This window comes from Chromobacterium vaccinii (genome assembly GCF_000971335.1).
Classification (GTDB): domain Bacteria; phylum Pseudomonadota; class Gammaproteobacteria; order Burkholderiales; family Chromobacteriaceae; genus Chromobacterium; species Chromobacterium vaccinii.
Genome location: NZ_JZJL01000016.1, coordinates 71,723 through 95,132 on the forward strand (window position 1 = coordinate 71,723; position 23,410 = coordinate 95,132).

The 23,410-nt window shown below is 60.3% G+C and carries 23 protein-coding genes; 14 read left to right on the top strand and 9 right to left on the bottom strand.

Going from position 1 to position 23,410, the window contains the following annotated elements; all coding sequences use genetic code 11:
- Positions 1 to 3: 3 nt before the first annotated feature.
- From VL52_RS10130 to VL52_RS10145, 4 genes are read left to right on the top strand one after another with little or no spacing between them, the layout of a single operon-like run.
- Complete coding sequence (locus VL52_RS10130; RefSeq protein ID WP_021479093.1) at positions 4 to 543, top strand: chemotaxis protein CheW; 540 nt, start codon at positions 4 to 6, stop codon at positions 541 to 543.
- Positions 544 to 558: 15 nt separating this feature from the next.
- Positions 559 to 1,410: a CheR family methyltransferase gene (locus VL52_RS10135; protein WP_046156922.1), complete on the top strand. Its 852-nt coding sequence runs from the start codon at positions 559 to 561 to the stop codon at positions 1,408 to 1,410.
- Complete coding sequence (locus VL52_RS10140; RefSeq protein WP_046156923.1) at positions 1,407 to 2,489, top strand: protein-glutamate methylesterase/protein-glutamine glutaminase; 1,083 nt, start codon at positions 1,407 to 1,409, stop codon at positions 2,487 to 2,489. The genes VL52_RS10135 and VL52_RS10140 overlap by 4 nt, the downstream gene beginning before the upstream one ends.
- Before the next feature lie 2 nt (positions 2,490 to 2,491).
- Positions 2,492 to 3,700: an EAL domain-containing response regulator gene (locus tag VL52_RS10145; RefSeq protein ID WP_046156924.1), complete on the top strand. Its 1,209-nt coding sequence runs from the start codon at positions 2,492 to 2,494 to the stop codon at positions 3,698 to 3,700.
- Between the two features lie 77 nt (positions 3,701 to 3,777).
- Here the strand turns inward: VL52_RS10145 and VL52_RS10150 are convergent, their stop codons facing one another.
- Positions 3,778 to 4,365 (bottom strand): superoxide dismutase, encoded by a 588-nt coding sequence (locus VL52_RS10150; RefSeq protein WP_021479089.1) that lies wholly within the window; start codon positions 4,363 to 4,365, stop codon positions 3,778 to 3,780.
- A 123-nt stretch (positions 4,366 to 4,488) separates the two neighbouring features.
- Between VL52_RS10150 and VL52_RS10155 the strand changes: the two genes are divergently transcribed.
- The 7 genes from VL52_RS10155 to VL52_RS10185 all read left to right on the top strand — a co-directional run bounded on the left by VL52_RS10155 (position 4,489) and on the right by VL52_RS10185 (position 13,074).
- Positions 4,489 to 5,652 carry a BaiN/RdsA family NAD(P)/FAD-dependent oxidoreductase gene (locus VL52_RS10155; protein WP_235429269.1) on the top strand — a complete coding sequence of 388 codons (1,164 nt, stop codon included), beginning with the start codon at positions 4,489 to 4,491 and terminating at the stop codon, positions 5,650 to 5,652.
- Between the two features lie 79 nt (positions 5,653 to 5,731).
- On the top strand, positions 5,732 to 7,138 hold the full coding sequence (gene dnaB, locus VL52_RS10160) for a replicative DNA helicase (RefSeq protein ID WP_046156942.1): 1,407 nt from the start codon (positions 5,732 to 5,734) through the stop codon (positions 7,136 to 7,138).
- Between the two features lie 20 nt (positions 7,139 to 7,158).
- The gene (locus VL52_RS10165) at positions 7,159 to 7,467 is read left to right on the top strand and encodes a (2Fe-2S) ferredoxin domain-containing protein (RefSeq protein WP_021479086.1); all 309 of its coding nucleotides are present in this window, start codon (positions 7,159 to 7,161) and stop codon (positions 7,465 to 7,467) included.
- Positions 7,467 to 8,075, top strand: a complete 609-nt coding sequence (locus VL52_RS10170) for an alpha/beta hydrolase (protein ID WP_046156925.1) — start codon at positions 7,467 to 7,469, stop codon at positions 8,073 to 8,075. The genes VL52_RS10165 and VL52_RS10170 overlap by 1 nt, the downstream gene beginning before the upstream one ends.
- A gap of 57 nt (positions 8,076 to 8,132) precedes the next feature.
- A complete protein-coding gene (locus VL52_RS10175) occupies positions 8,133 to 8,708 on the top strand; it encodes an HD domain-containing protein (protein WP_046156926.1) in 576 nt (191 codons plus the stop codon).
- 158 nt (positions 8,709 to 8,866) lie between these two features.
- Positions 8,867 to 11,944: a response regulator gene (locus VL52_RS10180; RefSeq protein ID WP_052729245.1), complete on the top strand. Its 3,078-nt coding sequence runs from the start codon at positions 8,867 to 8,869 to the stop codon at positions 11,942 to 11,944.
- Positions 11,941 to 13,074 (top strand): HD-GYP domain-containing protein, encoded by a 1,134-nt coding sequence (locus VL52_RS10185; RefSeq protein WP_046156927.1) that lies wholly within the window; start codon positions 11,941 to 11,943, stop codon positions 13,072 to 13,074. Before VL52_RS10180 ends, VL52_RS10185 begins: the two co-directional genes overlap by 4 nt.
- 167 nt (positions 13,075 to 13,241) lie before the next feature.
- Here the strand turns inward: VL52_RS10185 and rnk are convergent, their stop codons facing one another.
- The 5 genes from rnk to VL52_RS10205 all read right to left on the bottom strand — a co-directional run bounded on the left by rnk (position 13,242) and on the right by VL52_RS10205 (position 17,234).
- Positions 13,242 to 13,646: a nucleoside diphosphate kinase regulator gene (rnk, locus tag VL52_RS10190; protein WP_046156928.1), complete on the bottom strand. Its 405-nt coding sequence runs from the start codon at positions 13,644 to 13,646 to the stop codon at positions 13,242 to 13,244.
- A 161-nt stretch (positions 13,647 to 13,807) separates the two neighbouring features.
- Positions 13,808 to 14,665, bottom strand: a complete 858-nt coding sequence (locus VL52_RS10195) for a flagellin N-terminal helical domain-containing protein (RefSeq protein ID WP_046156929.1) — start codon at positions 14,663 to 14,665, stop codon at positions 13,808 to 13,810.
- Between the two features lie 172 nt (positions 14,666 to 14,837).
- Positions 14,838 to 14,972 carry a hypothetical protein gene (locus VL52_RS25555; RefSeq protein ID WP_021479079.1) on the bottom strand — a complete coding sequence of 45 codons (135 nt, stop codon included), beginning with the start codon at positions 14,970 to 14,972 and terminating at the stop codon, positions 14,838 to 14,840.
- Between the two features lie 123 nt (positions 14,973 to 15,095).
- A complete protein-coding gene (locus VL52_RS10200; RefSeq protein ID WP_046156930.1) occupies positions 15,096 to 16,286 on the bottom strand; it encodes a vWA domain-containing protein in 1,191 nt (396 codons plus the stop codon).
- 189 nt (positions 16,287 to 16,475) lie between these two features.
- The gene (locus tag VL52_RS10205) at positions 16,476 to 17,234 is read right to left on the bottom strand and encodes a Crp/Fnr family transcriptional regulator (RefSeq protein WP_046156931.1); all 759 of its coding nucleotides are present in this window, start codon (positions 17,232 to 17,234) and stop codon (positions 16,476 to 16,478) included.
- A 735-nt stretch (positions 17,235 to 17,969) separates the two neighbouring features.
- Here VL52_RS10205 and VL52_RS10210 point away from each other — a divergent pair.
- Positions 17,970 to 18,764 carry a Crp/Fnr family transcriptional regulator gene (locus VL52_RS10210; protein WP_070978718.1) on the top strand — a complete coding sequence of 265 codons (795 nt, stop codon included), beginning with the start codon at positions 17,970 to 17,972 and terminating at the stop codon, positions 18,762 to 18,764.
- An 86-nt stretch (positions 18,765 to 18,850) separates the two neighbouring features.
- On the opposite strand, the gene VL52_RS10215 is transcribed toward VL52_RS10210, so the two are convergent.
- Positions 18,851 to 19,414 carry a lipid-binding SYLF domain-containing protein gene (locus VL52_RS10215; protein WP_046156932.1) on the bottom strand — a complete coding sequence of 188 codons (564 nt, stop codon included), beginning with the start codon at positions 19,412 to 19,414 and terminating at the stop codon, positions 18,851 to 18,853.
- Between the two features lie 497 nt (positions 19,415 to 19,911).
- Here VL52_RS10215 and VL52_RS10220 point away from each other — a divergent pair, with 497 nt between their 5' ends.
- Positions 19,912 to 21,135, top strand: a complete 1,224-nt coding sequence (locus tag VL52_RS10220; RefSeq protein ID WP_046156933.1) for a class I SAM-dependent methyltransferase — start codon at positions 19,912 to 19,914, stop codon at positions 21,133 to 21,135.
- A gap of 34 nt (positions 21,136 to 21,169) precedes the next feature.
- Here the strand turns inward: VL52_RS10220 and VL52_RS10225 are convergent, their stop codons facing one another.
- Both VL52_RS10225 and VL52_RS10230 read right to left on the bottom strand, forming a co-directional pair.
- On the bottom strand, positions 21,170 to 21,565 hold the full coding sequence (locus VL52_RS10225; protein WP_052729246.1) for a BON domain-containing protein: 396 nt from the start codon (positions 21,563 to 21,565) through the stop codon (positions 21,170 to 21,172).
- Between the two features lie 120 nt (positions 21,566 to 21,685).
- Positions 21,686 to 22,573 (bottom strand): Crp/Fnr family transcriptional regulator, encoded by an 888-nt coding sequence (locus VL52_RS10230; RefSeq protein WP_235429270.1) that lies wholly within the window; start codon positions 22,571 to 22,573, stop codon positions 21,686 to 21,688.
- Between the two features lie 287 nt (positions 22,574 to 22,860).
- Here VL52_RS10230 and VL52_RS10235 point away from each other — a divergent pair, with 287 nt between their 5' ends.
- Entirely contained in the window at positions 22,861 to 23,364 is a 504-nt protein-coding gene (locus VL52_RS10235; protein ID WP_046156935.1) for a permease, read from the top strand.
- Positions 23,365 to 23,410: the final 46 nt, after the last annotated feature.

The window sequence follows — 23,410 nt, forward strand, 5'->3', positions numbered from 1 at the left end:
GGCATGAGCGAGCGTTCCGATCCGGCAGGCGCGGCGCAGGGCGGCAAGTTCCACTGCGTGACCTTCATCCTGGGCGAGGACCTGTTCGGCATCCAGATCAATTTCATCCGCGAGATCATCGAGCTTGACGGCATCACCCATGTGCCGATGATGCCCAGTTTCGTGCGCGGCATCATCAATCTGCGCGGGTCGGTGGTGCCGGTGATCGACCTGTCGATCCGTTTCGGCAGGGGGCTGACCGAGCTGAAGCCGTCCTCCTGCGTGGCCATCCTGTCCCTGCCGGGGCTGGAGGGCGGCTACAACGATGTGGGCATCCTGCTGGACGCGGTGTGCGAAGTGCTGGAGATACCGGATAGCGACATCGATCCTTCGCCTACTTTCGGGGTCAGCATCCGCGGCGATTTCATCCAGGGCATCGCCACCATCAACGAGCGTTTCGCCATCCTCCTCAATGTGCAGCAGGCCTTGTCGGTATCGGAATTGAGCGCGATGGCGGAGACCGTTTCCCTGCAGCATTTCAGCGACGACGCCGAGGTGGCCTGATGCCGGAGAGTCCGCATGCACACCGCTGATCCCGTGCTGAACGATGCGGAATTCGCCCGTTTCAAGCAATTCATCCTCAGCGAGGCCGGCATAGACCTGCCGGCCAGCAAGCGTTCGCTGGTGCAGTCCCGCTTGTCCAAGCGGCTGCGCCATCTGGGCCTGGACAGCTATTCGGCGTACTGGAAACTGTTGAGCGATCCGCGGGGCCAGGCGGAGCGGCAGCGGGCGGTGAACCTGCTGTCAACCAACGAAACCTACTTTTTCCGCGAGCCCCAGCATTTCCATTGGCTGGAACAGCAGGCGCAGGCGTTGCGGGATCAGCGGGCCGGCGCGGTGAAAGTCTGGTCCGCGGCCAGCTCCACCGGCGAAGAGCCTTACACCATCGCGATGGTGATGGCGGAAACCCTGGGCTTGGCCGGCAACTGGAAAGTCTGCGCCACCGACATAAACACCAAGGTGCTGGCCGCCGCCACGCGCGGAGTCTATCCGCTGGACAGGGTAAGGCACACGCCGCCCAGACTGTGGCAAAAGTACTTTCTGCGCGGGCACGACGAGTACGAGGGCATGGTGAAGGTGTCGCCGGAGCTGGCGCGCAGGGTGGAGTTCTCCAAGTTGAATCTGCTGCATTGCGACAAGTTCCAGCAGACGGATTTTGATATTGTTTTTTTGCGCAATGTGCTGATTTACTTCAATGAAGGCACCAAGCGCGATGTGCTGGCCCGGGTGTGCACCCGCATGCGCGACGGCGGACATCTGCTGATCGGCCATTCCGAATCGCTGCACAAGCTGGACCTGCCGCTGGTTCAGGAGGTGCCGTCGCGCTACCGTTTCGAAGCTGCCCGCCTCAAGAGTGGAGGTGCAAAATGAGCGTCTCTGTGCTGATCGTCGATGATTCCGCCGTGGTGCGCGAGGTATTGTCCCAAATGCTGTCATCGGCCCCGGACATCGAGGTGCTGGGCGCCGCGCCCGACCCGCTGTTCGCGATGAACCGGATGAAACTGCGCTGGCCCGATGTGATCGTGCTGGACATCGAGATGCCGCGGATGGACGGTTTGACCTTTCTGCGCAAGATCATGGACGAGCGTCCGACGCCGGTGATCATCTGCTCGTCGCTGACCGAGAAGGGCGCGCGCATCACGCTGGACGCGCTGTCGGCCGGCGCGGTGGCGGTGATCACCAAGCCGGCGCTCAATCAGCGCGCCTTTCTGTTGGAAGCGGCCAAGGAACTGGTGCAGGAGGTGCGCGACGCGGCGCGGGCGAAGATGGGGGTGGTGAAGCGCATTTCGCAGACTTCGGTAGCGCCGGCAGCCTCGCCGGCGCCCAAGCTGACTGCCGATGTGGTGCTGGAGGCGCCGTCCGGGCTGGAGAAGTACCGCACGACGGAGAAGATCATCGCGATAGGCACGTCCACCGGCGGCACCCAGGCGCTGGAATACCTGCTGCCGCGGCTGCCGGCCACTTGTCCCGGCGTGGCCGTGGTGCAGCACATGCCGGAGAAATTCACCGCCTCGTTCGCCCAGCGGCTGGATGGGTTGTGCCGGGTGGAGGTGAGGGAGGCGAAGAACGGCGATCGGCTGATTGCCGGCGTGGCGCTGATCGCGCCGGGCGGCAAGCATTTGCTGGTCAAGCGCAACGGCGCGCAATACGTGGCGGAGGTGAAGGATGGGCCGCTGGTGTCGCGCCACCGGCCGTCGGTGGATGTGCTGTTCCGCTCGGTGGCGGTCTGCGCCGGGGGCAACGCGGTGGGCGTGATCATGACGGGAATGGGAGACGACGGCGCGCGCGGCATGCGCGAGATGCATGACGCGGGGGCACGCACCATAGCCCAGGACGAGGAGTCCTGCGTGGTGTTCGGCATGCCGGCCGAGGCAATCAACCACGGCGGCGTGGATGAGGTGATGTCGCTGGAGCGCATCACCCACATGTTGGCGGGCATCAGGGGCTGATCATGGGATATCTGGACAAGTGGAAGAGCCTGTCGGTAATGGTGGTGGAAGACTCCGTCACGCAAAGGCTGCTGGCGGCTGGCCTTCTGAAAGACATGGGATTCTGCGTGGTCCACGAGGCCGAGAATGGCCTGGATGCGATGACCAAGCTGGCGGCGCTGGACCGGGTGGACCTGGTGGTGACCGATCTCAACATGCCCTATATGGACGGCGTCAAGCTGCTGGAGAGCATCGCCGGCAAGCTGAAGGGCAAGGTGCGTTTCGTCGCCGTGATGAGCGGCGTGCCGCGGGATGTGCTGGACACGGTGCAGGGCGTGGTGGATGCGTCCGAGCTGAATCTGCTGGCGGTATTTCCCAAGCCGCTCAGACAAGACGAACTGATCCGGGTGCTGGACGGCTACAACCCCGAATGGCCGGGTGCGAGCGACGCGATGAGCAAGCTCGACATCAGCGAGCAGGATGTCGCCGACGCCCTGAAGCAGCGCCAACTGGTGCCGTATTACCAGCCCAAGGTATCCATCAAGGATTGTTCCCTGTTCGGCATGGAAGCATTGGTGCGCTGGAATCATCCGCAGTACGGGGTGTTGCCGCCGGCGGCGTTTGTCCATCATCTGGAGGAGGGCGAGCTGGCCATCCGTTTCTTCTACCAGTTCTTGCGCGATGTTTGCGTCGATATAAGGCAGTTTCTGGCTTTGCATCCCGGCTTGCATGCGTCCATCAACCTGCCGGTGCCCTTGCTCAACGACGCCAACCTGGTGGACGAGATGACTTCCATTGTCCGATCCTGCGGCCAGCCCAGCGACAGCGTCGCGCTGGAAGTGACGGAAACGTCGTTGATGTCCAATCTGGCCGCCTCGCTCGGCACGCTGGCCAGGCTGCGTCTGAATGGCTTCGGTCTGGCGATGGACGATTACGGCACTGGCTATTCATCCATGAAACAATTATCTCGCAGCCCGTTCACCGAGTTGAAGATAGATCGGGAATTCGTCCACGACGCGGGCAGCAGCCCCAAGAAGCTCGCCATCCTGACCTCCGCGGTGGCGATGTGCCAGAAGCTGCAGTTGCTGTCGGTGGCGGAAGGCGTGGAGACGGAAGAAGATTGGCAACAATTGGCGGCGCTGGGTTGCGACGTGGCTCAGGGCTATTACCATAGCCATCCGCTGCCGTTCGACCAGTTCGTGCAGTGGATGCGGGACAACGGCCATATTTAGCGCCGTTGACAGACCGCTTTGGCGGCGGGCATGAAAAAGGGGCCCGAAAGGCCCCTTTGGATCGACAGCAGCGGAAATCAGGCGAAGTTCTTGGCCACGAAGTCCCAGTTCACCAGGGTCCAGAAGTGCTCCAGATAGTTCGGGCGGCTGTTGCGGTAGTCGATATAATACGCGTGCTCCCACACATCACAGGTCAGCAGCGGCTTCTTGTCGGTGGTCAGCGGGGTGGCGGCGTTGCTGGTGGATACCAGGTCCAGGCTGCCGTCGCTGTTCTTCACCAGCCAGGCCCAGCCGGAACCGAAGGTGCCGATGGCGGTCTGGGTGAAGGCCTTCTTGAACTCGTCGTAGGAGCCCCACTTGGCGTTGATGGCGTCAGCCAGCGCGCCGGACGGCTTGCGTTCCGCGCCGGAGGCGTTCGGGGCGAAGCCGAACCAGTAGAAAGTGTGGTTCCACACCTGAGCGGCGTTGTTGAAGATGCCGCCGGAGGATTTCTTGACGATCTCTTCCAGGGAGGCGTTTTCGAACTCGGTGCCCTTGATCAGATTGTTCAGGTTGGTGATGTAGGTCTGATGATGCTTGCCGTAGTGGAATTCCAGGGTTTCCTTGGAGATGTGCGGAGCCAGGGCATCCAGCGCGTACGGCAGTTCAGGCAGTTTGTGTTCCATTATGCTCTCCTTGTTGAGTAGAGTAATCCGCATAAGCGGTGGCTTTGATCGCAGTTTACTGGAATATGTTCTGCGTGGCCAATAGTTGACTAAAATGATAAGGATAAGTTTTTGCAATTTGATGTGATTGTCATCGGGGCCGGCGCGGCCGGCCTGATGTGCGCGGCGACGGCCGGCCAGCGCGGCCGCAGCGTGCTTTTGCTGGACCACGCGGCCAAGCTGGCGGAGAAAATCCGCATCTCTGGCGGCGGGCGCTGCAACTTCACCAACGTCAATGCCCGGTTCGACTGCTATCTGTCGGCCAACCCCAATTTCTGCCGTTCCGCGCTGGCTCAATACACGCCGCAGGACTTCATCGACATGGTGGAGCGCCACGGCATCGGCTACCACGAGAAAAAGCTGGGCCAGCTGTTCTGCGACGATGGCAGCGAGCGCATCATCGCCATGCTGGACGAGGAGTGCCGCAAGGGCGGCGCGGACCGCCGGATGGAGACCGCGATACAGGGCGTCTCCCGAACCGGGGAGGGCGGCTTCGTCGTTGAAACCAGCCGCGGGCGCTTTCAATCGCAGTCGCTGGTCGTCGCCTCGGGCGGCTTGTCGATTCCCCAGATCGGCGCGACGCCGTTCGGTTACCAGCTGGCTGAACAGTTCGGCCTGGAGGTGACGCCGCTGTCGCCGGCGCTGGTGCCGCTGACTTTCCATGTCGAGGATGCCGAGATCTTCACGCCGCTGGCCGGCGTGTCGGTGGATGTGGAGGCCAGGGCGGGCAAGGGGCGTTTCCGCGAGAACGTGTTGTTCACCCACAAGGGCGTGTCCGGCCCGGCCATCCTGCAGGTGTCGTCGTACTGGCAGCCCGGCATGGAGCTGCTGCTGGACCTGATGCCGGACGGCGACGCCGAGCGCTGGCTGGAGGAGAAGGGCGACAGCGAGCAGCTGATCGCCAATGCCTTGGCCGAACTGGGCTGGTCGCGCCGCTTCGCCGACGCTTGGCTGGACCGGGTAGGCCTGAACAAGCGCGCCAAGGACTTGGGGCCCAAGCAGCGGCGCCAATTGGCCGAGCAGCTGCACCGCTGGTGCGTGAAGCCCAACGGCACCCAGGGCTACAAGAAGGCCGAGGTGACGCTGGGCGGCGTGTCGACCAAGGCCTTGTCGTCCAAGGCCCTGATGGCGAACGACGTGCCCGGCCTGTTCTTCATCGGCGAAGTTGTGGACGTCACCGGCTGGCTGGGCGGCTATAACTTCCAGTGGGCATGGTCGTCCGGCTACGTCGCCGGGATGAACTGCTGAGCGGGCCCGGTTTGTTTCGGGTTAGAATTGCGTTTTGCCTTACGCGCGCCGCTTGCCGCGCGCCTTCCTCCGGGTCTACATGACAGAACAGTACGATAATTTTGACAGCGAGATGGCGTCCATCCGCACGCCGCCGCATTCGGTGGAGGCCGAACAGTCGGTGCTGGGCGGCTTGCTGCTGGACAACAGCGCCTGGGACAAGATCGCCGACGTGGTGTCCGAGGCCGACTTCTACCGCCACGACCACCGTCTGATCTACAAGCACATCGCCAAACTGGTGGAAATGGGGCGTCCGGCCGACGTGGTGACGGTGTCCGAGGCGCTGGACAAGAATGCTCAGTTGGTCGAGATCGGCGGTCTGGCCTACTTGGCGACGCTGGCGCAGAACACGCCATCGGCGGCCAACATCCGCCGCTACGCCGAGATCGTCCGCGAGCGCTCCGTCATGCGCCAGCTGGCGCAAGTCGGCACCGAAATCGCCGAGGCCGCTTACGCGCCAATGGGCCGCGACGCGGCGCAACTGCTGGACGAGGCCGAGGGCCGCGTGTTCCAGATCGCCGAATCCACCGCCAAGTCCAAGCAGGGCTTCCTGGAAATGCCGGGCCTGCTGAAAGAGGTAGTGGAACGGATCGACATGCTGTACAGCCGGGACAATCCGGACGAAGTGACCGGCGTGCCCACCGGCTTCTTCGATCTGGACGCCAAAACCTCAGGCCTGCAGCCGGGCGACCTGATCATCGTCGCCGGCCGCCCGTCCATGGGCAAGACCGCCTTCTCGATGAACATCGCCGAGCACGTGGCGGTGGAAACCCACCTGCCGGTGGCGGTGTTTTCGATGGAAATGGGCGGCTCGCAGTTGGTGATGCGTATGCTGGGCTCGGTCGGCCGGCTGGATCAGCATGTGCTGCGCACCGGCAAGCTGGGCGACGACGACTGGCAGAAACTGACCTACGCGATCGGCAAACTGTCCGACGCGCCGATGTACATCGATGAGACCGCGGCGCTGACCGCGCTGGAAGTGCGCGCCCGCGCGCGCCGGCTGGCCCGCCAGCACGGCGGCAAGCTGGGCCTGATCGTGATCGACTACCTGCAGTTGATGAGCGGCTCCGGCCGCGGCGACAACCGTACCGCCGAGCTTGGCGAAATCTCGCGGGGCCTGAAGGGCCTGGCCAAGGAGCTGCAGGTGCCGGTGATCGCGCTGTCGCAGCTGTCGCGGGCGGTGGAGCAGCGGCCGAACAAGAGGCCGATGATGTCCGACCTGCGGGAATCGGGCGCCATCGAGCAGGATGCCGACTTGATCATCTTCATGTACCGCGACGAGTACTACAATCCGGATTCGCCGGACAAGGGCCTGGCCGAGGCGATCATCGGCAAACACCGTAACGGCCCGACCGGCGCGGTGCGGCTGGCCTTCATCGGCCATTACGCCAAGTTCGACAACGCGGCCACCGTCGGCGCGGCCGGCTGGGCGGACAACGACGGCTAAGCGGATAACGGGACACAGTCATGAGCTTTTTCGACAAGCATGTATTCATCTGCTGCAACCAGCGCGCCGCCGGCGAAAGCTGCTGCAACAACTTCGGCTCCAGCGAACTGCTGGGCTATATGAAGGACAAGGTCAAGGCGCTGGGGCTGGCCGGCGAGGGCAAGATCCGCGTCAACAAGGCAGGCTGTCTGGGCCGCTGCGACGACGGCCCGGTGATGGTGGTTTATCCGCAGGAGACCTGGTACACCTTCGTGGACAAGAACGATATCGATGAAATCGTCAGCGAGCATATGGAGCATGGCCGCGTGGTGGAAAGGCTGAAGATCTGATGCTGAAGGCCATGAACAAGATCAGCGTCGCCGGCCCGGTGGGCGCGCTCGACACCATCCTCGTGCCGGCCCAGGGCGAAGCGACCGGCGTCGCCGTGATCTGCCACCCCAATCCGCTGCAGGGCGGCACCCACACCAACAAGGTGGTGCAGACCGCGGCCAAGGCCTTGTCGCAGCTGGGCTACGCCTGTTACTGCCCGAACCTGCGCGGCGTGGGCGACAGCGAGGGCGAGCACGATTACGGCAATGGCGAGGTGGACGACGCGATCGCCGTGGTCGAATACGCGAAGTCGCAACATCCCGGGCTGCCGCTGGCCTTGGCCGGCTTCTCCTTCGGCGGTTTCGTCGCCGCGCGCGCGCGCGACCGCATCGAGGCGGACAAGCTGCTGCTGATGGGCGTGGCGGTCGGCAAGTATCCGATCCCGACGCCGGCGGTGCCGGCCGACACGCTGGTGATCCACGGCGAAGAGGACGAGGTGATTCCGCTGTCCGCGGTGATGGAGTGGGCGCGGCCGCAGAACCTGCCGGTGCTGGTGTTTCCCGGCGCGGGCCACTTCTTCCACGGCCGGCTGGTGCAGCTGGCGCAGATGATTCAGAGGTGCTGGTAAGCGCCGGAACAAGCAGACCTTGGTCTGCTTTTTTTGTATCGATGGAAAGAAAACAATATGCAGAACATCGTAGATTTCGTGCTGGAAATCGACAAGCTCAAGCAAGTGACGCGCAAGACGCGCGTATTGAACAGCGACCGCTATGAAAACTCCGCCGAGCACAGCTGGCAGATCGCGCTGCTGGCGTCCTCGCTGGCGCCATACGCGGTAGAGGCGGTGGACATGGACCGCGTGGTGGCGATGCTGCTGGTGCACGATATCGGCGAAATCGAGACCGGCGACACCATCGTCTACGCCGAAGGCGGCTGGGAAGAGCGCAAGGCGCAGGAACTGGCTTGCGTCACCCGCATCTTCGGCATGCTGCCGACCGAGCAGGGGCAGCGCCTCCTCGCGCTGTGGAACGAGTTCGAAGCCGCCGAAACCGCCGAAGCCCGTTTCGCCCACGCGGCTGACCGCGCGATGCCGGTGTTGCTGAACCTGGCCAACAACGGGCAGAGCTGGCGCGAGAACGGGATCCGCCATCAGCAGGTGGTCGACCGCATCGGCCCTCCGGTTCGCCAGGGCTGTCCCGCCTTGTGGGATTATCTGGAAAGCCGCTTGGGGCAGGCCCGCGAGCGCGGCTGGCTGGCCTGAGGCCCGGCCGACATTGATGGTCTGAATCCGGCGCGCGGCAGTATGTCGCCGCCATGGCTGTGCTATACCTCAGATGCCGGGTGCGGAATCCGGCGCGTCCGCCATAGAGCATGCGCGGACGGGCAGACACCGGAACCGCAGCGCGGAGAACGTTGTTTATGCAGCCATCAGATTCGACGACCGACCATGGACTCGAATTCCTGTCCTCGCTGCCCCCTACGCGCGGGCAGTCGCGGCTGGCCATCGGCGTCATCGTGGTCTCGACGCTGGTTTTTCTCGCCATCCTGCCGTTCGCCAAAACCCAATTGCACAAGGTATGGGCGTTCATTCCTCTGTATCAGTCCGCACTGGCCGTCAATGACCTGATCACCGCGGTGCTGTTGTTCGGCCAGTTGGCCATTCTGCGGCTGCGCTCCCTGCAAATACTGGCGACGGCCTACCTGTTCACCGCGCTGATGGCGATGCTGCATGCGCTGAGTTTTCCCGGACTGTTCGCGGAGCATGGCTTGTTCGGCTCGGGGCCGCAGACCACGGCCTGGCTGTATATGTTCTGGCACAGCGGCTTTCCCCTGCTGGTGATTCTCTACTGCACCCTGAGCGGCGACGTGCGGGCTGGAACCGGCCGCGCCATCGCGTTGCCGGCTTCCCTGGCGTTCCTGTTGGTGGTCTTGCTGGGCGCGCTCGCCACCCAGGGCCATGATTTTCTGCCGGTGATCATGCAGGGCAGCCGCTATTCGCCGCTGATGTGGGGCGTGATCACCTGTGTTTGGGGCTTGTGCATGCTGGCTCTGGTCGCGGTGTCGCTGCGCCGGCCGCGCAGCATGCTGGACCTGTGGCTGATCGTGGTGATGGTCAGCTGGATACTCGACATCGCGCTGTCCGTGGTGTTCAACGCCGGCCGTTTCGATCTTGGCTTCTACGCCGGCCGCATTTACGGATTGATGGCGGCCAGTTTCGTGTTGATGGCGCTGTTGCTGGAGTACGGTCTGCTGTATGCGCGGCTGGTCGACAACTCGGCGCAGCTGCGCGAGGCCAAGCAGGCCGCCGAGCAAGCCACCCGGGCCAAATCATTGTTCCTGGCCAATATGAGCCACGAAATCCGCACGCCGATGAACGCGGTCATCGGCATGTCCTACCTGGCGCTGCGGACCGACCTGGACGATCAGCAGCGCAATTACATCGGCAAGATCCACAACGCCGGCACGTCGCTGCTGGGCATCATCAACGACATACTCGATTTTTCCAAGGTGGAAGCCGGCAGGCTGGAGCTGGAGTCACAGCCGTTCTGGCTGGACGACGTGCTGGACGGCGTGTCGGCGCTGGTGGCGCAGAAGGCGGAGGACAAGGGACTGGAGCTGCTGTTCGAAACCGCCAGCGACGTGCCGCAGGGCTTGCTGGGCGACGCGCTGCGCCTGGGACAGGTGCTGACCAATCTGACCGGCAACGCGATCAAGTTCACCGAGACGGGACAGGTGTCCATCATCATCGGCCTGACCGAGAGGATCGGCGACAAAGTGCAGTTGAAATTCTGCGTCCACGATACCGGCATAGGCATGAACGAAGAGCAGCAGAGCCGGCTGTTCCAGGCTTTCAGCCAGGCCGACGGCTCGACGACCCGCCGGTTCGGCGGCACCGGCCTGGGCCTGACCATCGCGAAGCGCCTGGTGGAGCTGATGGGCGGCGCCATGCTGGTGGAGTCCGCCCCTGGCTGGGGCAGCTCCTTCATTTTCAGTTGCTGGCTGAGCGTTTCGGCGGAAACGGATTCGCGCAGGCAATCCCTGCCCAAGGAGATCCGCGGATTGCGGGTATTGGTGGTGGACGACAACCAGTCCGCCGTCGACGTGCTGTGCGCGCAGCTGAAACAGCTGGGCTTCGAAGTTCAGGGATGCCTGAACGGCAACGAGGGACTGTCGCGGGTGAGGCAGGATTGCCTGCAAAAGCCGTTCGATGTTGTCTTCGTCGACTGGATGATGCAGGAAATGGACGGCGTGGAGACGGTGCGCCGGATGCGGCAGATCAGCCGCAAGATGCGCATCGTGATGGTGACGGCCTTTGGGCGCGACGATATTCGGCTGAAGGCGCGCGCGGCGGGCTGCGACGCCTTCATGGTCAAGCCGGTCAATCTGTCGCAATTGTTCGATGTGCTGTTGGAGGTGTTCGGTTTTGGCCGCAGCGGCGGGTTGCCGCTGTTCGACGAGGTTGACCAGCTTCCCCGTTTCGACGGCGCCCACCTGCTTCTGGTGGAGGACAACCACATCAACCAGCAGATCGCGATCGAGCTGCTGGAGGGGACGGGCGCCACAATCACGGTGGTGGGAAACGGGCAGGCGGCGCTGGACAAGCTGCTCGCTTACGGCCCCAAGGCTTTCGACGCGGTGCTGATGGACGTGCAGATGCCGGTGATGGACGGGATCGAAGCCACCAGCCGCATCCGGGCGCTGCCCGGATTCATCGATCTGCCCATCATCGCGATGACGGCCGATGCGCTGGTGGAAGAGCGGGAGCGCTGCCTGATGGCGGGCATGGTCGACCATGTCGCCAAGCCCATAGATCCGCATATCCTGTTTTCCACGCTGTCGCGCTGGGTGGGGAAAACCAGTGAGCCGCAGGTTCGGGGCGGGGCGGCTGTCGACAACACGCCGCTGCCGCAGATCGACGGGCTGGACCAGTCGGCCGGCTTGCGCCGGGTGGCCGGCAACCGCCAGCTTTATCTGCACCTGCTCAGGCAGTTTGTCGAGGAGGAGACCGGCGCGGCCGCCCGAGCCGGCGTGGCCCTGGATGAGGGCGACTTTCAGACTGCCGAGCGCATCGCGCACACGCTGAAAGGGGCGGCGGGCAGCATAGGCTTCGTCGATCTGCAAGGCGCGGCGATGCGGCTGGAGATGGCGATCCGAGCGCGCGAGGAGTGGCGGAGCCTGTTGGTGGAGCTGGAAATCGAGCTGGGACAGGTGGTGGCGGCCTTGCGCGCCGGCCTGGCGGAGCTCGGGCGTCCCGAGGCGGGCGCCAAAGCCGACGATGCGTTGCTTGAGCGGCTGGCGGCGTTGCTGGCGGTCGGGGATGGCGACGCGCTGGGATATTTTCTCGAACACGCTCCCCGCATCCGGGGCTGCTTCCCGGAAGGCGCTTGCGGGCCATTCGAACAAGCCTTGAACGGTTTTGATTTCGTATCCGCGTTGGGCGCCTTGCGTGAGCTGGCGCGGGCGTATGGCAAGAAGCTGCCGGAGGACTCGAGATGAGCGAAGCGAACCTGCCCGAGCGACAGACGGTGTTGCTGGTAGACGACAGCCCCGAGAGCCTGACGCAGATGTATGGTTTGCTGAAGCCGCACTATCGGACACTGATCGCGAACAGCGGCGAGCGCGCGTTGCAGATCGTCGAGGGCGATGTGTTGCCCGATCTGGTGCTGCTGGACGTGATGATGCCGGGATTGGGAGGGTTGGAGGTTTGCCGCCGGCTCAAGGCGGATTCCCGCACCGAGTCGATCCCGGTGATTTTCCTGACCGCGATGAGCGAGCACGAGGATGAGCAGGCCGGTTTCGACGCCGGCGCCGCGGACTACATCATCAAGCCGGTGTCGCCCCCCATCATGCTGGCCCGGGTGGGCACTCACTTGCGGGCCAAGGCGGTGGCTGATTTTCTGGAGGACAAGGCCGCTTTCCTGCAAGAAGAGGTGGAGAGGCGGACACGGGAAGTGCAGGTGATACAGGATGTCACCATCATGGCGCTGGCCTCGCTGGCGGAGACGCGCGACCACGAAACCGGCAACCATCTGCGCCGCACCCAGAACTATGTCCGCGCGCTGGCGCTGGAGTTGCGCAATCATCCGCGCTATCGGCCGCTGCTGGACGACGAAACGGTGCAGTTGCTGTACAAGTCGGCTCCGCTGCACGATATCGGCAAAGTGGGCATTCCCGACGACATTCTGCTGAAGCCGGGGCCGTTGACGCCTGAGGAATTCGAAGTGATGAAGACGCATACGGTGCTGGGGCGGGACACCATCGCCACCGCGGAGCGCATGCTGGACGCGCCCAGCAGTTTTCTGCGGTTGGCGCGGGAAATCGCGTATTGCCATCAGGAAAAGTGGGATGGCAGCGGCTATCCGCAAGGTTTGGCCGGCGAAGCCATTCCCTTGTCCGCCAGGTTGATGGCGGTGGCCGACGTGTACGACGCCTTGATTTCCCGGCGGGTGTACAAACCGTCGTTTTCGCATGAAAAGGCGGTGGAGATCATACGGGATGGCAGCGGCCGGCACTTCGATCCGGAGATGGTGAAGGCGTTTTTGCAGATTACGGAGAGCTTCCGCGAAATTGCCCTGCTTTATGCCGACTCCGACATGGGTGCCAAGTTGGCTGTCGAGCGCGGCTGAGCGTCGCGGCGCCATCGTTTCGATATCCGTCTGGCCGGATGCGGCGCGTCTAGCTCCTGCCACTGTCCGCTGCGTGTTGGCGATGCGACGTTGACAAGAGCTTCAGCATACCAATCTACGCTTCTTCAGCCATTTTCGCCCTGGCTTGCGATCCTCCGCTCAGGCTCCTAGCGGTGGTACTCCCCGGCGGCTTCCGGTTGGTAAGTGATTTCCAGCACGCTCAATTCGGTATGCCCGGACGGAGTCGGCCATTGGATGCTCTGGCCGACAGAGAGTCCAAGCAGCGCCGCGCCTATTGGCGCCAACACCGAAATTCGTCCCTGTTCGCTGTCCGCGTCCTTGGGGTAGACCAGGGTCAGCAGTTTTTCCTGCCCGTCTCCCAGACGAATGCGGACGGAGCTGTTCATCGTGACCACATTGGGCGGTATCGCCTGCGGATCCACGACGTCGGCGCGCTCCAGTTCGTCTTCCAGGCGGCCGGCAACCGGATGGTCGTGCTCGCAGCTCTCCAGCAGGACGGACAACCTGTCGTAGTCTAGGGAGGAAATGGTGATTGCCGGCGTGGTCGACATATAAGGCTCCTTGCAAATGGACAAAGGGCACCGCTTGCGGTGCCCGATGGACAAATCCCGTAGGGATTCAGTTGTCGATGATAATGGAATCAAAGGCCGGCAAACAAGAGAGATTTGGAATTATTTTTCTCTTTGCTCGGGGAACTTTTGCGTAAAGTTGCTCAGCCCAGCAGCGACAGCGCGGCTTGCGGCGCGACATTGGCCTGGCTCAGCGTGGCTGCTCCCGTGCGGCCCAGAATCTGCTGCGCAGTCAATTGCGCGGTCGCGGCGGCGAAGTCGGTATCGCTGATCCGGCTTTGCGCGGCCGTAGTGTTCAGTGTGGAGTTCTGCAGATTGTTGACCACAGTGTCGAAACTGTTGCTGACCGCTCCAAGCGTCGCGCGTTGCGACGAGATGGCGCTAAGGTCGTTGCCGGTGCTTTGCTGGGCAGCCAGCGCATTCGCCTGCGTGGTGATGTCTATGGTGTTGGTCGCGCCCAGGTTGGCGTTGTAGCCGTTCAAGCCGCCATTGGCCGGCGTATTGGTCAGATCGATGCCAGGCACCGTGATCTGATTGCTGCTGGTGCCATTGGGGCCGACCTGAAATGTGCTGGAGTTGCTGTTGTTCAGCAACTGGGTGCCGTTGAATTGCGTGCTCTGGATGATTTGCGAGTTGCTCTGGGTCAGCTGGTCAACCTGCTGCTGCAGCGCCTGGCGGTTGCTCGCGCTCAGCGCGCCGTTGCCGGCCTGGATCGCCAGGGTCTGGATCTGCTGGGTGTTGTCTTGCAGCTGGCTCAGCGCCGAGTCGGCGGTTTGCAGCATCGACACGCCGTCATTGGTGTTGTTGATCGCCTGATTGTTGCCGTTGATCTGCGCTTGAAGTTGCTGGGCGATGGCCAGGTTGGCGGCGTTGTCGGCCGCGCTGTTCAGCTTGGATCCTGAACTCAGCTGGGCGAGCACCTGTTTGGTGGCCTGCTGAGTCTTGTTCAGCTGGTACTGTCCGGCCAGCGAGGCCGAGTTGGTGTTGACAGTCAGCGCCATGGTGTTTCTCCGTCGCGAATCTATTGAATGCAATGATGCCTATCTAGTTTAGAAACAACGACTTGTTCGGGCAAGCGCCATTTCTTAACGATTGTGTCTAATTGCGGCGCTTTGACGGAGAGGCAACAAAAAAGCGCGTCCTGGACGCGCTTGGGCTTTGGCTGGCTGAATCTCAGCGGCGACGGCGTGTTTCCTCGTCGCGGATGCGGATGGGCACCAGCTTGGCTTGCTGTTGTACCGGGGCAGCCAGCAATTTGGCGACAGCGACCACCGCAACGGCAAGGGCCGCGATAAGAAGGATTTGCATGGTATGACTCCCCGTAACTTAATCTGAGGCCGGTTTCGGACTGGCGTTGTGGCCCCTCGACTTCATTCTGGGCTACAACATGCTCCCGACTCAAGGAAAAAGTTGTGAGTCAACGTTAAAATTTCAAGCGGGCGCGGCAGTTTTTTTCAAATCGCGCATCGCCTGATCCAGGCCGGACAGCGTCATCGGGTGCATTCTCTGGCCTATCAGCTGTCGGATCATGCCCACTGATTGCGTGTAATCCCAGTGTTCCCGCGTCAGCGGATTGATCCATGCCGCATGGCGGAAGTGCTCCAGCAGCCGTTTGAGCCAGACCTCGCCGGACTCTTCGTTCATATGCTCGACGCTGCCGCCGGGAAAGGTGATTTCGTAGGGGCTCATGCTGGCGTCGCCGACGAAGATCAGCTTGTAGTCGCGGGCGAAGGTGTGGATCAGGTCCCAGGTGGGGAAACGCTGGCTTTGCCTGCGGTTGTTGTCTTTCCACACCGATTCGTACACGCAGTTGTGGAAATAGAAGTACTCCAGGTGCTTGAATTCCGCCTTGACCGCGGAAAACAGCTCCTCGCATTCGCGAATGTGATCATCCATTGATCCGCCCACATCGAACAGCACCAGCACCTTGACGTTATTATGCTGCTCGCGCTGCATTTTCAGGTCCAGCATGCCGCCCTTGCGCGCGGTGGCGGCGATGGTGGCGTCCAGATCCAGGATTTCCTCGGCACCGTCGCGGGCGAACTCGCGCAGGCGGCGCAGCGCCAGCTTGATGTTGCGGGTGCCCAATTCCGCCTTGTCGTCGAAATTGCGGAACTCCCGCTGATCCCACACTTTCACCGCGCGGCGGTGGCGGGACTGGTTCTGGCCGATGCGCACGCCTTCGGGGTTATAGCCCCAGGCGCCGAAGGGGCTGGTTCCGCCGGTGCCTATCCACTTGTTGCCGCCCTGATGCCTTTCCTTCTGTTCTTCCAATCGCTGGCGCAGCGTCTCCATCAGCTTGTCCCAGCCCATGGATTCCAGCTTTTTCTTTTCTTCTTCGCTGAGATATTTCTCCGCCTGTTTGCGCAGCCAGTCTTCGGGGATGGCGCGTTGCAGGTCGTCCAGCGTCAGCGCCAAACCCTTGAAGTGATGGCCGAACACCTGATCGAAGCGGTCGTAGTGTTTTTCGTCCTTGACCAGCGCCGCGCGCGACAGGTAGTAGAACTCGTCGAGGCTGCCGAAGGCGACGTTGCGTTGCAGCGCTTCCAGCAATAGCAGGAATTCTTTCAGGGTGACTGGCAAGCCGGCGTTGCGCAAGGCATAGAAGAAATCGATTAGCATATTGGGTTTGCGAGGTGATGGCGGCAAATGGTAATCCGATAGCCATGCCAGAGTCGAGAGGCGAAGAGAGGGGAGGGGCCGGAGGCTGGCAGGGATGAGGGAGCGCAAGAAATATCGGTAGGGGTGCCTATCCTCTCAGGCATCCTCCGACTTGGCCAGAGCCGCGCGGCGTCTGGAGCGCCCACAGGCCTAGCGCATGGTGCTGAAGCTGCCATGGGGCTGTCGCGTCGTGTACGGCAGCAAGCGATCCGTTTCCTTTTTTACAACGGCATAGCACTCGCAACACAGCTGCTCCAGTTTGGGGCGGTCCTTCACGGTAATGTGGCCGCGGTTGTATTCGATCACGCCCTGTTTTTGCAACTTGCAGGCCGCTTCGGTTACGCCTTCCCGCCGTACGCCTAGCATATTGGCGATCAGCTCCTGGGTCATGGTCAGGTGGTTGCTGGGTAAACGGTCCAAGGAGAGCAGCAACCAGCGGCACAACTGCTGATCGATGGTGTGATGTCGATTGCAGACCGCTGTCTGCGCCATTTGCGTGATCAGGGCTTGGGTGTAACGCAGCATCAGCTGCAATAGTTCGCTGTGCCGATTGATTTCTTCCTTGAAGCGGGACGCTTGCAGGCGGTAGACCTTCCCTGCGCTCTGCACGATGGCGCGATTGGTGGTGCTTTCGCCACCCATGAACAGGGCCATGCCCACCATGCCTTCGTTGCCGACCACGGCGATTTCCGCCGATGCGCCGTTTCCCATCACATATAGCAGGGACACGATGGCGGTGGTCGGAAAATAGACATTGCGCAGGGTGTCGCCGGATTCATATAGAACCTTGCCCAATGGCAGCGACACCAGTTCCAAGTGCTGGACGAGCCGCTCCAAGGTGTCTTTTGGCAAGGACGCCAGAATATGGTTCTGTTGCAATGAGGGTAGTTCCATCACGGTATTTTCCATACAACCTCCTGGCGAAGCCGCTGTTTGCGGCGACGCGAAATGGGAGTGATTGTTTTGAGCTGCTTAGCGTGGAGATCATCCATGCGGCAAAGCGAACCCTATCTTTATCGCTGCGCATCCCAATCAAGCCGCTCAATGCCAGTCGGACAATGCCTCAGTGGGTGGCTGTGGACTGGATTTCCTACCAGGAACAAGTCCTACCGGCACGGAATTGCGTCAAGCGCATTTTTACGTCATCCCAATAACAAGCATTCACAGATTGGACATGAGAAGTGCATTGTGCGTTGCGGAATTAATTAAATGTACTGTAGTTCTCTGGTTTGTCCAACTATTTCGGCTGGTAAGCTTTTGTATTTGTTCGTGAAATCTGAGCATGCAAAGTATATCCTCATAACCGTTTGTGACCATGGGCGCTAATTTTAGCGACGCCCGGGGCTGGGAATGGTGGAACTGGTCAATAAACATAACATGTTGATGGTTTTAGGTTCTCCATTCCGCTTAGGTGCGCTTGCCCACAGTCAGCGCGATTTAGGCTGGATAGAATGTAGTTGCGATATTAGACCCGCTCAGCGCGGCTAACAAAACCACGTAGATAACCTTAGCCAAGGCGCGCCGACGCAGGCAATACACAGGTACGGCAAGGAGGCGCAAGGCAGAATCAGGAGTTTTGTCAGCGGCTCTAAAGGGATGAGTCTGTTTGTGTGTCCAATAGGGGAATGACCTGGAGGCATTTCCGTGTCCATCATCGAGAATCATTTAATCGGATTGCTGCCTAGCGATGACCGCATCCACTTGCTGGCGCATTGCGAGCCCGTGGAGTTGATTCTGGCGGAAGCGCTCTGCAAGCAGGGCGGCAGCGCTTCTTATGCCTATTTCCCGCGTCAAAGTTCCATTTCATTACTGGCCGAAGATCTAAATCATCATCAGCTTGAGATCGGCGTGGCCGGATGCGAAGGCATGTTGGGCGCGCACCTGGCATGGGGTACGGCAGTCGATCCTCTGCATGCCCTGGTACAAAGACCAGGCTTGGCCTGGAGAATTCGCGCCGAGGCGTTCCGCGGCGAACTGTCAAATAACAAGCCGCTGCAATTGGTGGTGCATCAATATCTTTCCGTACTGATGAGGCAATGGGCCTTGTCTGCAGTCTGCATGCGATTTCACCCTCTGGGTGGGCGCTTGGCATCCAGGCTTTTGATCGAGCACGACCATGTATGTGCGGATGATTTTCATGTCACGCATGAATTTCTCGCGCATATGCTGGGTGTGCGCCGCGTCAGCATAACCATGGCTGCCGGCGCGCTACAGAGCAGGGGGTTGATTGAATATCACCGCGGGCGGGTTGTTGTGCTTGATCGTGGCGGGCTTGAGGCTATGGCGTGTGTTTGTTATGCCGCTAACCGGCAAATCTACGCCGATACGCTGGGTGAATGGCGAATATCGCCTGCAATGAGCGTCCCCAGCGCCAAATCCTGTGATGCGGCGTGCGCTGCCGCGCGAAATTTGGACCATGCCGTGCTGGGCCCAGACTGAGATGGCGGTGGGCAGGCCAAGATGGCCTGCCACTGCCTGGCTGGGCTTGTGACGAAAGTTATCGCCAGGGGGCCGAATGCCGGACATCAGCGCTTGATGTGGGAAATCTTGGTGCCTTCAATGCTCAGACTGGCCATCAAGCCCTGTTGGTCAAAGATGAAGGCATAGGCATCGTTGCGCAAAGTCGTCGTGCTCAGATTTTTTGCGATCCCTTCATTGACTACGATCACGCTGGGGCCTGTGCCGATTTCCCATCCCATGGACTTCTTCAGATAGCGGACGGCTTTCTGGTTCATCAGGAAGACCACATAGCCGTAGGATTCGGCTCCGGCCTGCCAGCCCCAGGATGCGGTGACTGAGTTGTAGTAGCCGTTGGGGCGCCCCTCTTCCAGCAATACACCCTCGCCATATGCGCCGCCAAAGATCAACCCGGCTTTGATAATCTTCGGAAATACCAAAATGGCGGCGGCTTTTCGTGAAAGATTTTCGGCTACCGGGCTCTTTTGATACAGCATTTGCAGCGATTGCTGCGCGTCCTCATCCAGGTCTTGCGCCGATGCGGCAAAGGCGGAGCCGCTGGCAAAACACAGAACGAAGGCAGCAGCTGCCGGCAGAAATATTTTTTGCAAATTTCGTATGAGGTGGATCATGGCTGGACTCCTTGGAGTGGGTTTAAAAACTCACCTCTAATCCCATGGCGTGAAAACTTGACGCATTCATGCTCCGCCGTAGTCATGGTGAATTTCACCCCATTTTATCGGGGGGAGGGAGAGGGCTCTGTTCGTTGCCGTACATAGCATCTCGAATCGACGTTTGGATGCCTGCGATGGGAAGCGGCTGTCAGTCTTAGGCGTTGGCTATTTCGAAAAGTCCGCATCGCAGATGACGCGCGTTTAAGTGGCGCTCGTAAAATCCCTGATCGCGCGTTGCGCCTCAGACGCAATAGCTTGCTCGTGCGGCTTGGTTGAAAGCCGAGGTCGTTCGAGGGGTTCTGGTATGTGCGAAAGCGTACATACCGATGGTATTTATGGGGCTACCCTGGCCCAACCATGTTCAACATGGCGGGTGTAGCAGGCGAGTTGCAGAACGACATATGGATCTCCCATGGGTAGAGCAGTCTGGATCGCTTCTGAAAGGAGGCTGGGTCATGGCTTGGCAAAACGATATTGAACAATGGGCAAAGCAGATTCGGCAGAACAATCCTTTTGCGGCGCGTCTGGTGTGGGATGATCAGCAGATCGATTTTGGCGCTTTCGAACGCCCTCTGGTGACCATGTATGTCAGGGAGGCGTCAGCGTTGAGATACTTGTTATCGCCAAGCCTGGATGGCCTTGGCGAGGCCTATGTGCGTGGCGTTTTCGATGTGGACGGCGCGCTGGATGACGTCATCAACCTGGCCTACTCCCTGTCCCGCAGCCACAACAAGCGCTTCCAGACCATCGCCGGCTATTTCCGGCACTCGCGCAAGGCCGACAAGCAGGCCATCCAATTTCACTATGATGTGTCGGACGTGTTCTATGCCCTGTGGCTGGATCCGCAGATGATGTACTCCTGCGCTTATTTCGAAACTGGCTGCGAGAGCTTGGCGGACGCGCAGGTCAAGAAGATGGATCATATCCTGACCAAGCTGAGGCTGGCGCCCGGACAGACCTTTTTGGACATAGGTTGTGGTTGGGGAGGGCTGGCGATTCGCGCCGCGCAACGTTTTGGCGCGCGCTGCCTGGGAATCACGCTGTCGCGCAATCAATATGAAACTGCGACGGCCAGGGTGCGCGCGGCCGGCCTGCAAGACCGGGTCGAGATCCGGCTGCAGGACTATCGGGATGTTCAAGGCCAGTTCGACCGCATCGCCAGCGTAGGGATGTGCGAGCATGTGGGCGTCAAGGGCTTGCCGGATTACTTCAGACGTATTCACGGCTTGCTGTGTGATAACGGGATGGCGTTGAATCACGGCATCACCATGTCCAGCGCCGATAGTGTGGATGCGCCGTTCGGGGCTGGCCGCTTCATTGAAAAATACGTTTTCCCCGGTGGGGAGCTGCCGCATGTCGGAGAGGTGCTGCGTACCATGCAATTAGGCGGGCTGGAGGCTCTGGATGTGGAAAACTTACGTCGCCACTATGCGCAGACCTTGGCGTGCTGGGCGAAAAACTTTGAAAACCACAGCGAGGGCATCCGCCAGGAGGTGGGCGAGGAGAAGTTCCGTATCTGGCGCGTATACCTTGCGGGCTGCGCCTATGCCTTCCGGCATGATGTGGTGAGCATCTATCAGGTGCTGTGCCACAAGGCCGGCCGTCATGCCGATGGCCTGGAGTGGTCGCGGCGGTATATGTATGCCGGCCCCGAAGCGGGCTCGAAGCTCACTCCCTGAGCATGTGGGGCATGACGGATCGGAAACAAAATGCTTATTGGACGTTATTGACTTTCATGTAGTTGATGACAGCCCTGACTTCCTTGATCCCAAGCGCTAGATCCCCGGCTCGATCAATTTCAGCCTGGGTATCGACTTGTCCGCTCAGCATCACTCGGCCATTGTCGGTTTCCACCCGGATTTCATAGGATGTCAGCTCCGGATCGTGGAGAATGGCGGCTTTGACTTTGCCAGTAATCACCGCATCGGTCACATAACTGCTCACCTCCGTGCCTTGGGCGTAGGTATTGCCTGTGGCGGCAGAGAGGGGCGTATCAAGCTGCTCGGTTGCGTTGTTATTGCCATAAGCGTTGCCTGATATGGCGATCAAAGCGGCATAGGCAATGAGCAGCGTAATGCCTGTCGCGTGTTGAGTGGATTGGCTAAGCATGATTGGCTCCTTTTGCAAGGGAATTCAATGTCATGCAGAGGGTGGTGCTGAAGCCTCCACAGAGCATTGCCGTCAAAGAATGGCGGATCTTGCGCGAATGGTCTGTGCGCTGTAGCACGGTCATGGGCTGTTGCTCAAATCTAGCGGGCGAGACGTGGGCGCTAGCCCATCAAGGGAGGCGTTCAGCAGCCGTTCGTATGCCGATTTGATCTCGACGTAGCATTCGCAAGCGCGCTGCTTCAGGCCTGCCTTATCCAATGCGATGATGCGGCTATTTTCATAATGGATTAGTCCTGAGCGTTGCAAGCCCTGCGCGGAATCCATTACCTCCTCGCGTTCAGCCCCTAGTATGTCGCCAATTAAATCTTCCTTCAGTTCCAGCTCATTTCCAGGCTGTCTTTCCAGGCTCAGCAGCAGCCAGCGGCAGAGTTGTTGCTCCAGCGAGTGATGGTGTCTGCATGATGTGGTTTGCGCCATCTGGGTAATCAGGGCTTGCGTATAGCGCAGAAAAAGGGGCATGGATAAAGTGGAATTGCCAAACTCGTTTTTCAGCGCGCGGGATTCCAGCCGGAAACCATAGCCCGCGCTTTGCACCACGGCCCGGCTAGGGATGGGTTCTCCTCCGACCATAAGAGAAATGCCAGCCATGCCTTCTCTGCCAATGATGGCGATCTCGGCGGCAATGCCACTTTTGCTTATGTGAAGCAATGCTATGGTGGCGCTGCAGGGGAAATAGACATAGCTCATCGCATGGCTGGAATCATATAGAGTTGTGCCTAATGGCATATCAATCATCTCGAGCTTAGGGTGGATGCGTTGCCACTCGGTGGCTGATAGTGTTGCCAACATGCTGTTGAGTGCCGCTTCTGTCTGCATGGTCATGTCTATTCCCCTGATGGCAGGCTTTTGTTTGGCCTGTACTTTAGGAGTATGAAATGGCATTGTATGTGCGCTATCGCACATAAAGAATTCGGCAGGCTTTTTGACTGAGTTGATTTCATATTTCAATCAGCAAGGCGGGGGATGGTTTCGGGGCGTGTGAGTAATTATTTAATTCTATGTTTTTGTGAATCATATTTCAATTTATGTGTGATACCGCACCGATGTTTTCAATCATGAAGTCCACTATGCCGCATCACCCTGCAGTTTGGGATGACATCTTATGACGACAGTAACGCAGTTGGTCACTGTCGATATTGGCATGTCGTGCTGAAAGGCGGAGGGTGGAAGCCTTGATTCGAACCCATAAATGTGGGTGGGTAGTCCAATCAGCGATAATTCCGAAAGGAAAAGCCATGGAACATATCAACTCGTCTGGGTATGTCTACAACACCCATATTCAAACGGAAGACGCCATGCGTTTGTTGAGCAAGGCTGGTTTCGATGTCAAGAAACTATCGATCATCAGCAAGGGCTACCATGGCGAGGAGCATCCTTTCGGTTTCTATTCTGTGGGCGATAAAATGAAAGCCTGGGGAGGCATAGGCGCATTCTGGGGGGGGTTGTGGGGCTTGCTGATCGCCCCGGCAATCTTCTTTCTGCCGGGGCTGGGGCTGATGGCCATGGCAGGGCCGGTGGTCACGGCTTTGATTGGCGCCCTGGAAGGCGCGGTGGTGATCGGCGGCTTGTCCGCGCTGGGGGCCGCGCTGACCAGGGTGGGGGTAAGCGCCGAGCAGGCCGTCCAGTATGAAACTGCGCTGAAGGCGGACAAGTATGTGCTGGTGATACATGGGAATATTGAGGAAGTCGGGAGAGCGAATGCGATTCTTGACGGCTTCGCCAACTGGCAAACCGTTTGAGTGGGTTACGCGTAGCGTGGCAGGTGGCATCGATTGCGAAGAGCCG

Excerpts from the sequence above, each read along its gene's own strand:
- VL52_RS10130 (WP_021479093.1), top strand. The coding sequence starts at position 4 with ATGAGCGAGCGTTCCGATCCGGCAGGCGCGGCGCAGGGCGGCAAGTTC.
- VL52_RS10135 (WP_046156922.1), top strand. The coding sequence starts at position 559 with ATGCACACCGCTGATCCCGTGCTGAACGATGCGGAATTCGCCCGTTTC.
- VL52_RS10140 (WP_046156923.1), top strand. The coding sequence starts at position 1,407 with ATGAGCGTCTCTGTGCTGATCGTCGATGATTCCGCCGTGGTGCGCGAG.
- VL52_RS10145 (WP_046156924.1), top strand. The coding sequence starts at position 2,492 with ATGGGATATCTGGACAAGTGGAAGAGCCTGTCGGTAATGGTGGTGGAA.
- VL52_RS10150 (WP_021479089.1), bottom strand. The coding sequence starts at position 4,365 with ATGGAACACAAACTGCCTGAACTGCCGTACGCGCTGGATGCCCTGGCT.
- dnaB (WP_046156942.1), top strand. The coding sequence starts at position 5,732 with ATGACAGAACAGTACGATAATTTTGACAGCGAGATGGCGTCCATCCGC.
- VL52_RS10165 (WP_021479086.1), top strand. The coding sequence starts at position 7,159 with ATGAGCTTTTTCGACAAGCATGTATTCATCTGCTGCAACCAGCGCGCC.
- VL52_RS10170 (WP_046156925.1), top strand. The coding sequence starts at position 7,467 with ATGCTGAAGGCCATGAACAAGATCAGCGTCGCCGGCCCGGTGGGCGCG.
- VL52_RS10175 (WP_046156926.1), top strand. The coding sequence starts at position 8,133 with ATGCAGAACATCGTAGATTTCGTGCTGGAAATCGACAAGCTCAAGCAA.
- VL52_RS10180 (WP_052729245.1), top strand. The coding sequence starts at position 8,867 with ATGCAGCCATCAGATTCGACGACCGACCATGGACTCGAATTCCTGTCC.
- VL52_RS10185 (WP_046156927.1), top strand. The coding sequence starts at position 11,941 with ATGAGCGAAGCGAACCTGCCCGAGCGACAGACGGTGTTGCTGGTAGAC.
- rnk (WP_046156928.1), bottom strand. The coding sequence starts at position 13,646 with ATGTCGACCACGCCGGCAATCACCATTTCCTCCCTAGACTACGACAGG.
- VL52_RS10195 (WP_046156929.1), bottom strand. The coding sequence starts at position 14,665 with ATGGCGCTGACTGTCAACACCAACTCGGCCTCGCTGGCCGGACAGTAC.
- VL52_RS25555 (WP_021479079.1), bottom strand. The coding sequence starts at position 14,972 with ATGCAAATCCTTCTTATCGCGGCCCTTGCCGTTGCGGTGGTCGCTGTC.
- VL52_RS10200 (WP_046156930.1), bottom strand. The coding sequence starts at position 16,286 with ATGCTAATCGATTTCTTCTATGCCTTGCGCAACGCCGGCTTGCCAGTC.
- VL52_RS10205 (WP_046156931.1), bottom strand. The coding sequence starts at position 17,234 with ATGGAAAATACCGTGATGGAACTACCCTCATTGCAACAGAACCATATT.
- VL52_RS10215 (WP_046156932.1), bottom strand. The coding sequence starts at position 19,414 with ATGATCCACCTCATACGAAATTTGCAAAAAATATTTCTGCCGGCAGCT.
- VL52_RS10220 (WP_046156933.1), top strand. The coding sequence starts at position 19,912 with ATGGCTTGGCAAAACGATATTGAACAATGGGCAAAGCAGATTCGGCAG.
- VL52_RS10225 (WP_052729246.1), bottom strand. The coding sequence starts at position 21,565 with ATGCTTAGCCAATCCACTCAACACGCGACAGGCATTACGCTGCTCATT.
- VL52_RS10235 (WP_046156935.1), top strand. The coding sequence starts at position 22,861 with ATGGAACATATCAACTCGTCTGGGTATGTCTACAACACCCATATTCAA.